14 protein-coding genes are annotated in these 14208 nt (G+C 71.8%); 8 read left to right on the top strand and 6 right to left on the bottom strand.

Annotated features, from left to right (window positions below):
- Window positions 1-27: 27 nt before the first annotated feature.
- Complete coding sequence (locus ACWEIJ_RS23540) at window positions 28-852, top strand: aldo/keto reductase (RefSeq protein WP_449839359.1); 825 nt, start codon at window positions 28-30, stop codon at window positions 850-852.
- A 47-nt stretch (window positions 853-899) separates the two neighbouring features.
- Here ACWEIJ_RS23540 and ACWEIJ_RS23535 read toward each other — a convergent pair whose 3' ends face one another.
- The 6 genes from ACWEIJ_RS23535 to ACWEIJ_RS23510 all read right to left on the bottom strand — a co-directional run bounded on the left by ACWEIJ_RS23535 (window position 900) and on the right by ACWEIJ_RS23510 (window position 5665).
- Complete coding sequence (locus ACWEIJ_RS23535; RefSeq protein WP_449839358.1) at window positions 900-1208, bottom strand: DUF1540 domain-containing protein; 309 nt, start codon at window positions 1206-1208, stop codon at window positions 900-902.
- A 149-nt stretch (window positions 1209-1357) separates the two neighbouring features.
- Window positions 1358-2110 carry a class I SAM-dependent methyltransferase gene (locus ACWEIJ_RS23530; protein ID WP_449839357.1) on the bottom strand — a complete coding sequence of 251 codons (753 nt, stop codon included), beginning with the start codon at window positions 2108-2110 and terminating at the stop codon, window positions 1358-1360.
- Between the two features lie 42 nt (window positions 2111-2152).
- The gene (locus ACWEIJ_RS23525) at window positions 2153-2695 is read right to left on the bottom strand and encodes a hypothetical protein (protein ID WP_449839356.1); all 543 of its coding nucleotides are present in this window, start codon (window positions 2693-2695) and stop codon (window positions 2153-2155) included.
- A gap of 17 nt (window positions 2696-2712) precedes the next feature.
- Window positions 2713-3882, bottom strand: coding sequence for an ABC transporter permease (locus tag ACWEIJ_RS23520; RefSeq protein WP_449839355.1), 1170 nt, complete (start codon window positions 3880-3882; stop codon window positions 2713-2715).
- Complete coding sequence (locus ACWEIJ_RS23515) at window positions 3879-4601, bottom strand: ABC transporter ATP-binding protein (RefSeq protein WP_449839354.1); 723 nt, start codon at window positions 4599-4601, stop codon at window positions 3879-3881. The genes ACWEIJ_RS23520 and ACWEIJ_RS23515 overlap by 4 nt, the downstream gene beginning before the upstream one ends.
- Before the next feature lie 8 nt (window positions 4602-4609).
- A complete protein-coding gene (locus ACWEIJ_RS23510) occupies window positions 4610-5665 on the bottom strand; it encodes a peptidoglycan-binding protein (RefSeq protein ID WP_449839353.1) in 1056 nt (351 codons plus the stop codon).
- A gap of 58 nt (window positions 5666-5723) precedes the next feature.
- Between ACWEIJ_RS23510 and ACWEIJ_RS23505 the strand changes: the two genes are divergently transcribed.
- From ACWEIJ_RS23505 to ACWEIJ_RS23475, 7 genes are all read left to right on the top strand, one after another.
- Complete coding sequence (locus ACWEIJ_RS23505; RefSeq protein WP_449839352.1) at window positions 5724-6428, top strand: response regulator transcription factor; 705 nt, start codon at window positions 5724-5726, stop codon at window positions 6426-6428.
- Window positions 6418-8229: a sensor histidine kinase gene (locus ACWEIJ_RS23500; protein WP_449839351.1), complete on the top strand. Its 1812-nt coding sequence runs from the start codon at window positions 6418-6420 to the stop codon at window positions 8227-8229. Before ACWEIJ_RS23505 ends, ACWEIJ_RS23500 begins: the two co-directional genes overlap by 11 nt.
- A 49-nt stretch (window positions 8230-8278) precedes the next feature.
- Window positions 8279-9073 (top strand): glycoside hydrolase family 20 zincin-like fold domain-containing protein, encoded by a 795-nt coding sequence (locus ACWEIJ_RS23495; protein ID WP_449839350.1) that lies wholly within the window; start codon window positions 8279-8281, stop codon window positions 9071-9073.
- 274 nt (window positions 9074-9347) lie between these two features.
- The gene (locus tag ACWEIJ_RS23490) at window positions 9348-9995 is read left to right on the top strand and encodes a response regulator transcription factor (protein WP_449839533.1); all 648 of its coding nucleotides are present in this window, start codon (window positions 9348-9350) and stop codon (window positions 9993-9995) included.
- A complete protein-coding gene (locus tag ACWEIJ_RS23485) occupies window positions 9992-11248 on the top strand; it encodes a sensor histidine kinase (protein WP_449839349.1) in 1257 nt (418 codons plus the stop codon). The genes ACWEIJ_RS23490 and ACWEIJ_RS23485 overlap by 4 nt, the downstream gene beginning before the upstream one ends.
- 58 nt (window positions 11249-11306) lie before the next feature.
- Window positions 11307-12851, top strand: coding sequence for an NAD(P)-binding domain-containing protein (locus ACWEIJ_RS23480; protein WP_449839348.1), 1545 nt, complete (start codon window positions 11307-11309; stop codon window positions 12849-12851).
- A complete protein-coding gene (locus ACWEIJ_RS23475; protein WP_449839347.1) occupies window positions 12838-14196 on the top strand; it encodes a class I adenylate-forming enzyme family protein in 1359 nt (452 codons plus the stop codon). The genes ACWEIJ_RS23480 and ACWEIJ_RS23475 overlap by 14 nt, the downstream gene beginning before the upstream one ends.
- Window positions 14197-14208: the final 12 nt, after the last annotated feature.

The following is a 14208-nucleotide window of genomic DNA, read 5'->3' as shown; positions in this document are numbered from 1 at the left end:
TCCACCGTACCGGGCATGCTGGGGCGCATGACTGTCGCGCTGCCGTCCGGTTCGGTCATGCCCGCGCTCGGCATGGGCACGTGGATGATGGCGGAGGACCCCGCCCGGCGCGCCGACGAGATCGCGGCCCTGCGCGCGGGACTCGACCTAGGCCTGACGTTGATCGACACGGCCGAGATGTACGGCTCCGGTGCCGCCGAGAAGCTCGTCGGCGAGGCCGTCCGAGGGCGCCGCTCCGAGGTCTTCCTCGTGTCGAAGGTGCTGCCGTCCAACGCCTCCGCCGTCGGCACCGTGCGGGCCTGTGAGGCCAGTCTGCGGCGCCTCGGGACCGACTACCTCGACCTGTACCTGTTGCACTGGCGCGGCAGCGTGCCGCTCTTCCGGACCGTGGACGCGTTCTCGACGCTGGTGGCGACCGGCAAGATCCGGCACTGGGGTGTCAGCAACTTCGACCTCGCCGACATGCGCGAGCTGACGGCGTTGCCGGGCTTCTGCCAGACCAACCAGATCCTCTACAACCTGTCGCGGCGCGGGCCGGAGCACGACCTGCTGCCGTGGCACGCTTCGACCGGGATGCCGGTCATGGCCTACTCCCCCGTCGAACAGGGCCGGCTGCTGGGCTCGCCGGTGCTGGCGTCGGTCGCGGCGCGGCACTCCGCCACGCCGGCTCAGGTGGCGCTGGCGTGGGTGCTGCGGCTGCCCCACGTGAACGCGATTCCGAAGGCGGGGACGGTCGCGCACGTGCGGGAGAACGCGGCGGCGCTGTCGTTGCGGCTGTCCTCCGAGGACCTCGCGGAGCTGGACCGCGCGTTCCCTCCCCCGTCCGGGCCGTCGCCGCTCGCCGTGCTGTAGGTCGATGAACGCGCCGGCACGGTCGTCGACCGCACCGGCGCGGAGCTTCAGCGCGGCTGGTAGGTCAGGCAGTTCGCGTGGTGGTCGCCCGCTCCCTGGCCGACCCGCACGCTCTGCGCCGTGCACTCCAGCGAGGAGTTGTGCGTGCAGTCGGTGCGGGAACAGGCGCCCACCTGCGCGATGACCTTGTCCAGACCGCCCTTGGTGCCCAACGGGATGAAGGTGCCGCAGTCGGCCGCGCCGTTGTCGCCGCGCACGGTGATCGCGAAGGCGTGGCAGCCGTCGTGGTTGTACGAGCAGTCGCTGACGGTGCAGTCGTGCACGGCGGGCATCGCCGGGTTCTCGAGGGTGGTCATGTCCGCTCCTGCCGTGGTGGGAAAGGTTCGGTGATTCGGACCATGCCACCGCGGACGAAAGGCCGCAATTTGAAAGGGAATCAGGCGAGCCTGCCCTTACGGTCCAGCGGGAGCGGCACTGCAGCCGGTGTCCTGTGTGGACCACGACGCTAGCGCGAGCCTCTGACCGCCCAGGCCCTGGCGGTCAGCTCGATCGGACCCGCTTGCGGCAGGCGCGAGCGCAGCAGGTCGCGGATGGCGTCGCGCTGCTCGACCGGCAGTGTCGCGGCATAGGCGGGTGCCGCGCCGGTGCCGCCCTCGAACGGCTCCCAGAAGTCGGCGAAGTCGCGGAACACCGTGGGCACGACGATGCCGGTCACCTCGACGTCGCGCAGCCCGGCGCCCGTCCAGTACGTGCGCAACGGGTCGGGGTCGCTCACGTCCCCGAAGCGCAGGCCTTCGTCCTGGGACGCGGCGGCCGGGTCGACGTCCTTCGCGGCGTCCCAGAACAGCCGCATCATCTGCATGCCGCTCGTGTAGTCCCACAGGTACGCGCCGACGTACGAGCCCACGCGGGCGAACTCGGCGATGGCGCGCGGCACGTCGGGCACGAAGGTGAGCACGAGACCGCTCACCACGACGTCGACCTGACGTTCGCCCAGGTCCATCGCGTTGCCGACCTCGAACGCGGCGCCCGCGACGCGCTGCCTGGCCAGGTCGAGGAAGCCCGAGGACGGGTCGACGCCGGTGATCGAGGCGGGCTGCGCGTGCGCGAGCACGGTCTCGGTCAGCGCGCCCGTGCCGCAGCCCACGTCGAGCCACGTCCGGCCCGGCGGCACGTCGAGCCATCGCAGGAACTCCACCGCGACCGGCCTGCTCCACCGGCCGACGTACCGCTCGTACGCATCACCCGCGTCCCACATGGCGGGGAACGTAACTCAGCTGATCCGGTCCCGCTCGCCCGATCACTTCTTGGAGGACGCGATCTCGCACTCCTTCACGTGCTCCAGGCCGAGCGTGATCGACGCGGCGTCGTTGTTGGGTCCGCCGAACGCGTAGGCGACGGTGTCGGCGCCGGGTTCGTTGCTCACCTCGACGTAGCGGACGCCCTTGCCCCGCAGGCACTGCACGACGCGGTTGGCGAAGTCGAGGGCCTCCGGGTTGTTGACGTCCTTCTCCCACGGCGGCAGCGGCATCTTCGGCTCGCACGCCTTCAGCGCCTTGTCCTGCTCCTCCCTGGTCGGCTGCGGGCGGCCGCTGCCCTCGGCCGCTCTGGAACCCTTCGGGTCCACGCCGAAGCTCGCCATGCACTGGTTGTACGGGCCCAGCAGGGCCTCGAAGTCCTCCGGGGTGCCGTCGATGCGTTCGCGGGGACGCTGTTCCTGGGCCGCGGAGGTCGGGGTGGAGCTGCTGCTGCCGGGCGGCGTGAGCGAGGCGACCTCGGGTGGCTTGGCGGGGGAACTGCAGGCCGCGAGCAACAGCAGCAGGGCCAGGGTGGCCTTCTTCATGGAACGGCTTCCTTTCGTCACGCGGAGAGCGCCTGGGTCGGGGTCAGCCGGGCGGCGCGGATGGAGGGGTAGAGGCCTGCCGCGGCGCCCACGACGAACGCGGCGAGCACGCCGGAGGCGAGGATCGGCAGGGGGATGACGACGGGCCAGCGGTGCAGGGTGGCGTAGCCGGTGACGCCGAGGGTGCCCAGGGCGGTGCCGGCCAGGCCGCCGAGGCCGGAGAGCAGGACCGCCTCGGTGAGGAACTGGGCGCGGATGTGGCCGCGGGTGGCGCCCAGGGCGCGGCGCAGGCCGATTTCGCTGCGGCGTTCCAGCACGGAGATCACCATCGTGTTCGCCACGCCGACGCCGCCGACCAGCAGTGCCACGCCGGCCAGGCCGAGGAACAGGGCGCTGTAGGAGTTCTGGGTGGCGCGTTTGGCGGCCAGCGCGTCGGACGGGCGGCTCACCTGCACCAGGCCGGGGATCTCGCCGTAGAGCGTGGCCGGCAGGACGGTGCGGACGTCCTCGATGGACTCCTCGCGGGCCTTCACGTACACGACCGTCGGGTGGCCGTCGAAGCCGAGCTGGGTGCGGGCCGCTTCCCAGCCGACGAGCACCGAGCGTTCGAGGTCGGGGGCGAGGGGCAGCGGGGCCAGCACGCCGACGACGGTGAACCAGCGGTCGCCCACGAAGATCGCGGGGTGCTCACCGGTGTGCTGGATGCCGAGTCTCGCCGCGGCGACGTTGCCGAGCACCACCGACGGGAAGTCCGGACGGGGCAGGAACTCCCCGCTCGCGATCTTGCCGTTGACGGCGTCCAGCAGGCCGGGGGTGGCGGCGAGCACGGTGAGGTCGGAGCTGTGGCCGGGGTCGAGCAGGTCGTTGCGGCGGACGCGGGCGTGGGTGTTGGCGACGGCCGCGGCCGCGGTGACCGGGCCGATGCGCCGCACCATCGCCACGGAGGACTCGGGCAGGAGCACCGGGTTCTCGGGGCGCTGGGCGGGCTGGGCGCGCAGGAGGTTGGTGCCGAGGGCGGTCAGCTCGTCGAGGAGCGCCCGCTGGCTGGAGGCGGGGATGCCGGTGACCACGATGACGGTGGCGATGCCGAGTGCGATGCCCAGGGCCGAGAGCGCGGCGCGCAGCCGGCGGGTGCGGATGCCCAGTGAGCCGAGGGAGAGCAGGTCGGCCGGGGAGAGGCGGGTCATCGCTCGTCCTTCGTGCGGGGCCGGGGGAACCGGATCGTCTGGTCCCCGCTGACGTCGGAGACGATCCGGCCGTCGCGCAGTTCCACCTGACGGGGCAGCGAAGCCGCGATGTCGCGGTCGTGCGTGATCAACGCGATGGTCGTGCCCTGCCGGTTGAGCTCCCTCAACAGTTCCAGCACCGCCTGGCCGTTCGCGGTGTCGAGCGCGCCGGTCGGCTCGTCGGCCAGCACGAGTGACGGGTTGTTCACGACGGCGCGGGCGATGGCGACGCGCTGCCGTTCGCCACCGGAGAGCTCGTGCGGCCGGTGGCCGATGCGGTGGCCGAGGCCGACCCGTTCCAGCGCGGACACCGCCAGTGCGCGGCGGTCCTTGCGGCGCACACCCGCGTAGAGCAGGCCGGTGGCGACGTTCTCGGTCGCGGTCAGCGCGTCGGACAGGTGGAACTGCTGGAACACGAACCCCAGCCGGCTGCCGCGCAGCGCGGACAGCCTGCGGTCGGTCAGCGACGACACGTCCTGGCCGTCGATCTCCACCGTGCCGGACGACGGCAGGTCGAGCGTGCCGATCAGGTGCAGCAGGGTGGACTTGCCCGAGCCGGACGGGCCGACGATCCCGACCAGTTCCCCCGCGCGGATGCGCAACGAGACGTCGTGCAAGGCCGTGACGCCGCCCGGATAGTGCTTGCTGACCGAGCGCAACGCGAGAACAGGGCTGCTCACTGGCATGATCATTGGGCGGTCACCACTTCGAGGCCGTCGGTGATGCCGTCACCGGAGATCTCGACCAAGTCCAGCGAGTACAGGCCGGTCTTCACGGCCTTCAGCGCGCCGCTGGGCAGCTGCACCGCGTAGCCGCCCTCCTTCAACGCGATCAGCGCCGCGAGCGGCACGGTCAGCACCCCGGTGCGGCTCTCGGTGGTGAACTTGACCCGCACCGGCGCGGTGTCGAGGTCGGCGACGCCGGCGGGGTCGTCCGGGGTGACCGCGATGTCGACCTTCGGGCCGCTGTTGTTCTCCTGGGCGGGGGCGTTGGTGACCGAGGTGACCTTGCCGGGCACCTCGCGGCCGTCCGGGCGCACGACGGTCACGGGCATGCCGGCCTTGACCGCGCCCGCCTCGGAGACCGGCACCTGCAGGGTGATCAGGCGGCCGGTGGAGGTGACCTCGAACAGCTCCTCGCTCGCCGGGGCGCCGAGCTGGGCCTTCACCGCGGCGACGCGCATGGGGCGCTCCAGCACGAGCACGCGGCCGGGCTGCAGGACGCCGTTCTGCTCGACGCCGAGCGCCTTCTGCCACCTCTTCACCGCGTCGATGACGGTCTGGGTGAGCTCGGCCTTCGCGGCGTCCTTGGGGCGGGTGCCGACCTGGTAGCCGAGGGCGGCGAGGTTGTCCACGACCACGGCGACGTCGGAGCCCTTGAGGCCGGGCGTGTCCAACGCGCGGAACAGCGGTGTCGCGCCGATGAACACGACTACCGGCTGGTCGTCCACCCGGTACAGCTCCTTGCCCAGTTCGGCGGCCTGACCGGCCACCGGCAGCTTCGTGACCGTGCCGGTGCCTCCTTTGACCGGCCTGGCCGCGCCGAACCCGAGGTCGCCCTGCAGCACGCGGGTGTTCGCGAGATCTCCTTTCCGCACCGTGGTGGTCTTCGTCGCCGGCGGTGGTGCCGCGGCCGGTTCGTCCGGTCTGCCCCGCGCCAGCAGCACGACGGCGGTGACGACGACCACGACGAGGACCGCGGCCGCGATGACGGTGTTGCGCATGCCGTGGATCTTGAGCGGCACTTGTGAGGATCCTGTGTCGAACCGGTGATCGCCCGGAGGGCGTCCGTATCCTCGGCCCGTGAGCGCTCTCATCCTGGTCGCCGAGGACGACGAGAACCAGGCCGAGCTCGTCCGCCGCTACCTGGAGCAGGACCATCACCGGGTCGTCGTCGTCCACGACGGACGGGACGCGCTCGACGTGGCGCGTGCTCGGCAGCCGGAGCTCGTGGTGCTGGACCTGATGCTGCCGGGGCTGGGCGGCCTGGACGTGTGCCGTGCGCTGCGGGCGGGCAGGGACGAGTCCGGCGTGCTGGTGCTGATGCTCACCGCGCGGTCCACCGAGGACGATCTGCTGCACGGGCTGGGGATCGGCGCGGACGACTACATGACCAAGCCGTTCAGCCCGCGCGAGCTGGTCGCGCGGGTGCGGACGTTGCTGCGGCGCCGCCCGGCCGCGCGACCCGCGCCGATGCTGCGGGTCGGGCCGATCGTCGTGGACCCGGTGCGGCACGAGGTGACCGTGCGCGGCGCGCTGGTCGAGTGCACGCCCGGCGAGTTCGGGTTGCTGGAGGTGCTGGCGTCCGAAGTGGACCGGGTGTTCACGCGAGAGCAGTTGCTGCGGCGCATGCACGGCCTCGACAGCTACCTGACCACGCGCACGATCGACACGCACGTGAAGAACCTGCGGCGCAAGATCGAGACCGACTCGCGCACGCCGGAGCATCTCGTGACGGTGTACGGGATCGGCTACAAGCTCACCGCCGGACGCGTCGATGCGCCGTAGCGTCTTCACGCGCCTGCTGGTCGTCGTGGTGCTGATCGCGGTGTGCTCGATCGCCGCGACCGCGTGGCTCGCCACGCAGCTGACCAAGGCGTCGATCGCCCGCGAGCAGGGCCGGGAGCTGGCGTCGGACAACCGGACCTACGCGGCGTTGCTCTTCTATGCCACCGCGCACCGCGACTGGTCCGAAGTGGACGCCGTGCTGCGGGAGCTGACCGAGGAGCACCCGAACCGGCGGGTCGTGCTGGTCACCAAGGACGGTCGCACGGTCTTCGACCGGGGCGGTGACGGTGGTCAGCTGCCCGCGACGGCCTCGGCGGTGGTGGACGCGCTGGCGGTCGACCCGGTGCTGGTGCCGGACGCGCCCGCGGACCGGATCGACAAGCGGGTGCTGGGGCCGTTCCGCACGCCCATCGACTTTCGCGAGCACGAGGACCGGACCGGGTCGCTGTACTGCCTGCGGATGGTCAAGAAGGAGCGGGCGAAGCTCGACTGCCGGGAGAACGACCTGCCGTTCGACACCGCCGCCGACTTCTTCGCCCTGCTCGACCTGGAGGACCTGGTCAACGCGTGCCTGGCCCGCAGGTCGCTGCCGCCGGTGGACCTCGACCCCGACTACACGCCCGCGCGCAAGCAGTCCACCGGCGTGGACCCGCCGGACGAGCCGGCCGTCGCCGCGTGCGTCGCGGCGTCGCGCAAGGAGCAGCTCGCGCCCTACGTGGCACCGGCGGTGCTGCTGTACGTGACGAACCCGACCGGCCCGCCGACGGCCGGGATCTCGTTGTCGGGCAACGGGTGGCAGGTCGTGGGTGCGGCGGCGGCCGTGCTGCTGGCCGCGGTCGGGGTGACGGCGTTGGCCGGTGCCCGGATCACGCGGCCGCTGCGGGCGTTGACCGCGGCCGCGCAGCACCTGTCGAGCGGTGGCGCCATCCCGCCGGTGCCGGTGCGGGGCCAGGACGAGATCGCCGGCCTGACCAGGGCGTTCAACACGATGGCGACCAACAGGGCGCAGCTGGAGCAGGCGCGCAAGGCGATGGTCAGCGACGTCGCGCACGAGCTGCGGACGCCGCTGAGCAACATCCGGGGCTGGCTGGAGGCGGCGCAGGACGGCGTGAGCGACCTCGACCCGGCGCTGGTCACGTTGCTGCTCAAGGAAGCGCTGGTGCTGCAGCACGTGGTGGACGACCTGCAGGACCTCGCGGTGGCCGACGCCGGCTCGCTGCGGCTGACCCTGGAGCCGGTGGCGGTGCCGGCCGTGCTGGCGCAGGTCCGGGCGGCGCACGAGGCGCGGGCCGGGCAGGCCGGGATCACGTTGTCCGTGTCGTCGGCGGAGGGGTTGGAGGTCGAGGCGGACGCGGTGCGGTTGCGGCAGATTCTGGACAACCTCGTGGCGAACGCTCTGCGGTACGTGCCGTCCGGTGGGTCGGTGTCGGTCGAGGCGGTGTTGGAAAGCGCTGGGGCGGATGGTTCGGTGCTGGACGGCCCAGGGGCAGGCGGAGCGGCGTTGGGCGGCTGGGGTGCGGGCGGCGTCGGACCGGACGGCGCGGGATCGGTCCACCCGCACGTCGTCATCTCGGTGGCGGACACGGGTTCCGGCATCTCCGCCGACGATCTGCCGCACGTGTTCGACCGGTTCTGGCGGGCCGACAAGTCGCGGGCGCGCAGCACCGGGGGCAGCGGGCTGGGGCTGGCGATCGTGCGGAAGCTGGTCGAGGCGCACGGCGGGTCCGTCGGTGTGACCAGCGCTCCGGGGGTGGGCACGACGTTCACCGTGCGGCTGCCCGCGCGTGATCGTCGTCACTGACGTGGAACCAACGCGCCGGTTTTCGCGTTAGTCGGCTGGGAGGAGACCGGTGATCATTCCGATGCCGTCGAGCGCGCCCCGTCGCACGGGTGCGTTCGCGTTGACCGAGGACGTCGCGGTCCGGGTGACCGGGCAGGCGCGCACGGCGGCCGCGATGCTGCGTGAGCTCGTCTTCCGGCAGACCGGGTATCTGCTCGCCGAGTCTCCGGACGGCATGCTGATGGTGTCGCACGACCCGGCCATGCGCGGGCTCGGGCCGGAGGGGTACGCGCTGCTGGTGAGCAACACGGCGGTGATGCTGCGCGCGGGTACCCAGGCCGGGTTGCGGCACGGTGTGCAGTCGTTCCGGCAGTTGATGACCCCGGACGGCACGGTCCGCGCCGCCGACGTGCAGGACTCCCCCGCGTTCTCGTGGCGTGGCGTGACCAGCCCGCTGTTGCCGCCGGCAGAGATGCGGCAGGCCATCGACAGGATGGCCGCCTACAAGCTCAACGTCATGCACGTCTTTCCCGAGGGTGATCCGGACGCGTTGCGCGACCTCGTCGAGTACGGGCGCGACCACGGCATCACGGTCGTGCCGGAGCTGAGCCCCGCGACGCTGGATCTGCTGGAGCTGTTCCCGAGCCGGTGGGTGCACATCGGCAGCGCCAAGCTGACCTCGAAGCTCGCGAGCGTGCTGGAGCGGCACGGGCGGTTGCCGGTGCGGTGGCACGACGGCACCTCCTCCGCGGACGTGCTCGGCCCGCACGGGCAGCTGGCCGAGGGCGAGCACGGGCTGCGTGCGGTCGCGACGGCGGGCTGGGTCGGTGGCCGGTTGACCACGCCCGCGGTCGTGCGGGCCTGACGGGCCGTTCACAGTCAGAACGCAGCCGCAGGTCATGCGGTGCACGTTTTTCACATGTTTATCGTTGATCGGCCCATTGGGCGCTGCTGCAAAGGTTCGCAGAATCCTGCACGTACCGGTTCATCATTGCGCGAACCTCGGACAACGCCGCTGCGCCGCGACTTCCGATCACATTCGTGAACAATGTGCGTCTGCACGATGACCTGGTCGAACGCCGTGGCCGCGTGCGATTGTTGAGGATGTGCGCGGCACTTCGACGTCCGACTCCTTCCGGCTGCTGTTGGTGGAGGACGACCGGGAGCTGGTGGAGTTGCTCTCCGCGGTGCTGCGCGGCGAGGGATATGCGGTGGACGTCGCAATGGACGGCCAACGCGGGTTGCATCTGGCACTCACCCGTCCGTACGACGTGGTGGTGATCGACCGCGGGCTGCCCGTGCTCGACGGGCTGGACCTGCTGGCCCGGTTGCGGTCGCGGGCGGTGCGGACGCAGGCGTTGCTGCTGACCGCGATGGGCGGGGTGCGCGACCGGATCGACGGGCTCGACGCGGGTGCCGACGACTACCTGGCCAAGCCGTTCGACCTGGGTGAGCTGAGCGCGCGGCTGCGGGCGTTGTGCCGGCGTGCGGCGGAGCTGGCCGCGGTGCTGCGGATCGGCGCCGGGCGCCTGGAGCTCGAACAGCACCAGGTCGTGCTGCCCGACGGGGAACGGGTGCCGTTGACGGCCAGGGAGTTCGCGCTGCTCCGCGTGCTCGCGACCCACCCGGAGAGGGTGCACACGCGGGCGTCGCTGCGGCGGACCGTGTTCCAGGACGCCCCCTCGCCGTCCATTGTGGACACCTATGTGCACTACCTGCGGACGAAGGTCGGGCGGTCGGTGGTGCACACCGTTCAGGGAGTCGGGTACCGGTTGGGGGCTCTGTGAGGGCAACGTGGGGGGACGCCGAGCGCGCGGAGGTCCGGCGGGCCCGGCTGCGGGTGAGCGTGCTGGTGGGACTGGCGATCACCGTGATGGTCGCGTTCGTGGGCGCGATCTCGTACGTGGTCATGGTGCACGCGCAGCGGACCCAGGTGACGCGCGAGCTGCGGTACAACGCTCGGTTCGGCGTGCCGGGGACCGCGCCGAGGTGCGCCTGGGTGTTCGTGGCGCAGGACGACGGGGTGCTCGACCTCGGCCCGCTGGCGGTGCCGGACGGGTTTCCGCTGCGCGACGACCTGGGCGCGGTCGCGGCGGCCGGCCGGGCGATCGAGCGGGACGTCTCCGCGAACGGCACGCGGTACATGGTGCTGACGGCGCCCGGCGCGGACCGCACGACGGTGCAGGCGGTGTTCGACCTGCGGTACCAGCTGGCCGACCGCGTGCACCTGCTGCAGGCGCTGGGCATCGCGCAGGTGGCGGGTCTGCTGGTGGCGGCGTTGATCGGGCTGGGGGTCGGCCGCCGGACGGTCGGGCCGCTGGCTGCGGCGCTGGCCAGGCAACGCCGGTTCGTCGCCGACGCGAGCCACGAGCTGCGCACGCCGATCGCGCGGGCGTACCTGCGGGCGCAGTTGTTGTCACGGCTGGCGGAGGCCGCGGACCTGCCCGGTGATCACCGCGACAGCCTCGACGCGCTGGCCCGGTCGATCCGCGGCCTCGGGGACGTCGTGGACGACCTGCTGCTGTCGGCGCAGCTCGACGGGCGGACCGGGCAGGCGGTGGACCTCGCGGCGGTGGTGTCGGCGGCGGTCGCGGCCGAGCGGGAGCGGGCCGCCGAACGCGGGATCAAGCTGAGCGCGGCGCATCCCGGCATCGCGCTGGTGGTCGACGGAGTGGAGACGGCGTTGCGGCGGACGGTGGACGAGCTGCTGGCCAACGCCGTGCGGCACACGCCGGAGGGAGGGCGGATCGAGGTGCGGCTGCGGGCCGATGCCGGGCAGGTGTCGCTGGTCGTGGCGGACACCGGTGAGGGGTTCGACCCGGTGGAGGCGGAGCGGTTGTTCGACCGGTTCCGGCACGGGCCGGGCGAGAAGCGGTTCGGGCTGGGGCTGTCGCTGGTGCGGGAGATCGTGACCGGGCACGGCGGCACGGTGGAGGCGGCAGGGCATCCCGGGCGGGGTGCGCGGTTCACGGTGCGGCTGCCGTTGGCGCGGCGGAATGCGGTGGCGCTGAAGGAAAGGATCACCGCGGCCAGTCTGTGACGGGATCAGGCGGCCGATCTCAGAGGGTTCTGAGATCACCTGAGTAGCTTCCCGAAGCATGGCGTACGACTACCTGATCATCGGCGCTGGACCGGCCGGTTTGCAGCTCGCCGCACTGCTGGAGCGGGACGGTCGCGACTACGCCGTCCTCGAACGCGGCAGCGGAGCCGGCACGTTCTTCACCCGCTATCCCCGGCACCGCAAGCTCATCTCCATCAACAAGGTCCACACCGGGTTCACCGATCCGGAGCAGCGGATGCGGATGGACTGGAACTCGCTGCTGACCGACGACCCGGACCTGCTGTTCACCCGCTACAGCCGGAAGTACTTCCCGGACGCCGACGACATCGTCCGGTACTTCCAGGACTTCGCCGCCGGTCTCAACGTGCACTACGACATCGATGTCACCGAGGTGGCGCGCGACGGCGACGGGTTCGCCGTGACCGACCGCAGTGGACAGACGCACCGGGCGAGGACCCTGGTGATGGCGACCGGCGTCTCGCAGCTGCACGTGCCGCCCATTCCCGGCATCGAGCACGTCGAGCGCTACGACACGTTCGACACCGACCCCGAGTCGTTCACCGGCCGGCGGGTGCTCGTGATCGGCAAGGGCAACTCCGGGTTCGAGACCGCCGACGCGCTGGTCGAGCACGCGGCCGTGATCCACGTGGCCGGCCCGCACTCGGTGAAGCTGGCCTGGCAGACGCACTACGTCGGGCATCTGCGGGCGGTCAACAACAACTTCCTCGACACCTACCAGCTCAAGTCCGAGAACGCGGTGATCGACGGCACGATCGAGCGCATCGAGCCGCGGCCGGGCGGCGGGTTCCGGATCCAGTTCCGGTACGCGCGCACGGTCGAGAAGCTGCGGGAGCTGGAGTACGACCGGATCATCGCGTGCACCGGGTTCCGGTTCGACGCCTCGATCTTCACGGCGGACTGCCGTCCCGCGCTCGTCGTCGACGACCGGTTCCCGGAGCTCACCTCGGCGTTCGAGTCGGTGAACGTGCCCGGCCTGTACTTCGCGGGCACGATCACGCAGTCGCGGGACTTCAAGAAGTCGACCAGCGGGTTCATCCACGGGTTCCGCTACGGCGCCCGCGCGTTGCACCGCGTCCTCAACGCCCGCCGCCACGACGCCCCGTGGCCCGCCACGCCGCTGGAGCTCTCGCCGGAGGCGATCGGTGACGCGGTCATCGCCAGGGTGAACAGGTCTTCCTGTCTGTGGCAGCAGTTCGCGGTCATCGGTGACGTCGTGACGGTCGACGGCGACGAGGCGCGGTACGAGGAGGAGGTGCCGGTCGCCTACGTCGCGGACGGCGGGCTCGGTCCGGCCGAGCACCGGTTCGTCGTGACGCTGGAGTACGGGCCGGACCACGACACCGTGGACCCGTTCGACATCGACGTGCCGCGCGTGGCGGAGAACGACGCGGCCAACGCCGCGCAGGCCAGCTACCTGCATCCGGTGGTGCGCCACTACCGCCGCGGAGTGCTCGCCGCGACCCACCACCTGGCCGAGAACCTGGAGAACCACTGGGACTTCCCGGACGTGCACCAGCAGCCGCTGGTCATGTTCGTGAAGGAGTGCCTTGCCGGCGCGTGAGCCGTTTCCGCGTGCGGTGCTCGACGTGCTCGGCGCCGCCGCGGACCGGCCGGTGTTCGAGCACGGCACCCGCGTGGTGACCGGGTCGGAGCTGCTCGACCTGGTCGCGCGGATCGCGAACGGGTTGCGCGCCAAGGGGATCGGGCCTGGTGACGGGCTGGCGCTGCGGCTCGGGGTGAACGTGGAGGCGTTCGCGACGATCCTCGCGGGGCACGTGGTGGGCGCGAGGGTCGTGGGGGTGCGGCCAGGGCTGACGGAGGACCAGGTGCGGCACCTGCTCGGGCTCGGCATCAAGCTCGTGGTGCACGACATGGACATTCCCCGAGCCGCCGCTTCGGAACTGCGGTGCGACGGCAGGCCCGAGGACATCGCCCGGCTCATCCACACCAGCGGCAGCACGGGTGCCCCCAAGGCCTGCGCGCAGACCTACGCCGCCATGACCGACGCGTGGGCCGCCCGTCCGCGGGCCTGGCCGCCCGCGATCCGGGAGCTGGCGACCCGGCTCGACCGCTACCTGGTGTTCGGGTCGCTGTCGAGCCAGGTGATGTTCGAGTACGCCGTGCTGACGCTGACCGCGGGCGGCACGGTCGTCGTCGCCGACCACCCCGCGGACGCGATCACCCGCCTGGGCGCGACCGCCCGCGTGATCACCGTGCCCGGCCTGACCAAGCTCGTCGCGGCCCAGCGCCACTCCCCCGCCGACCTGTCGACGTTGCGCGCGCTGCTGGTCTCCGGTTCACCGCTGACCACCGAACGGCACTGCGAGGCCCTGGAGGTGCTGGGACCGGTGCTGTTCCACGGCTACGGGCAGACCGAGACCGGCATGATCTCGATGGCCACGCCGTTCGACCCTCCCGGCACGGTCGGCAGACCACCGGTGGACGTGGAGATCCGCGACGGCGAGCTGTTCGTCCGCACGCCGGGCCAAGCCTGCGGCTACTGGGCCTGCCCGGAGGAGTCGGCCGAGGTCTTCGTCGACGGCTGGGTCCGCACCCGCGACCTCGGGCACTTCGACGCCGGCGGGTTCCTGCACCTGACCGGACGGGCGCGGGACGTCGTGATCGTCAACGCGAACCTGCACCACATCGGGCCGATCGAGCACCTGCTCGCCGAACACCCGGACGTCGCCGAGGCCTACGTGGTCGCGGTGCCCGACGACGAGACAGGCGAGGCCGTGCACGCCTTCGTCGTGCCCAGAGGTGATCGGGTGCCCGGGCTCGACGAGCTGCGGGCGCTGGTGACCGAACGGCTGGGTGCGGCGTGCGCGCCCGTCCGGGTCACCGCGATCACCGAAGCCCCGGTGGCCCCCAGCGGCAAGCCCGACAAGCGTCTGTTGACCGCGTAGAGGAGAGAAGTC

The organism is Lentzea sp. NPDC004789 (assembly GCF_053601075.1).
The sequence above is the reverse complement of the archived record's forward strand: the minus strand, read 5'-3'. Positions and strand labels throughout refer to the sequence as shown.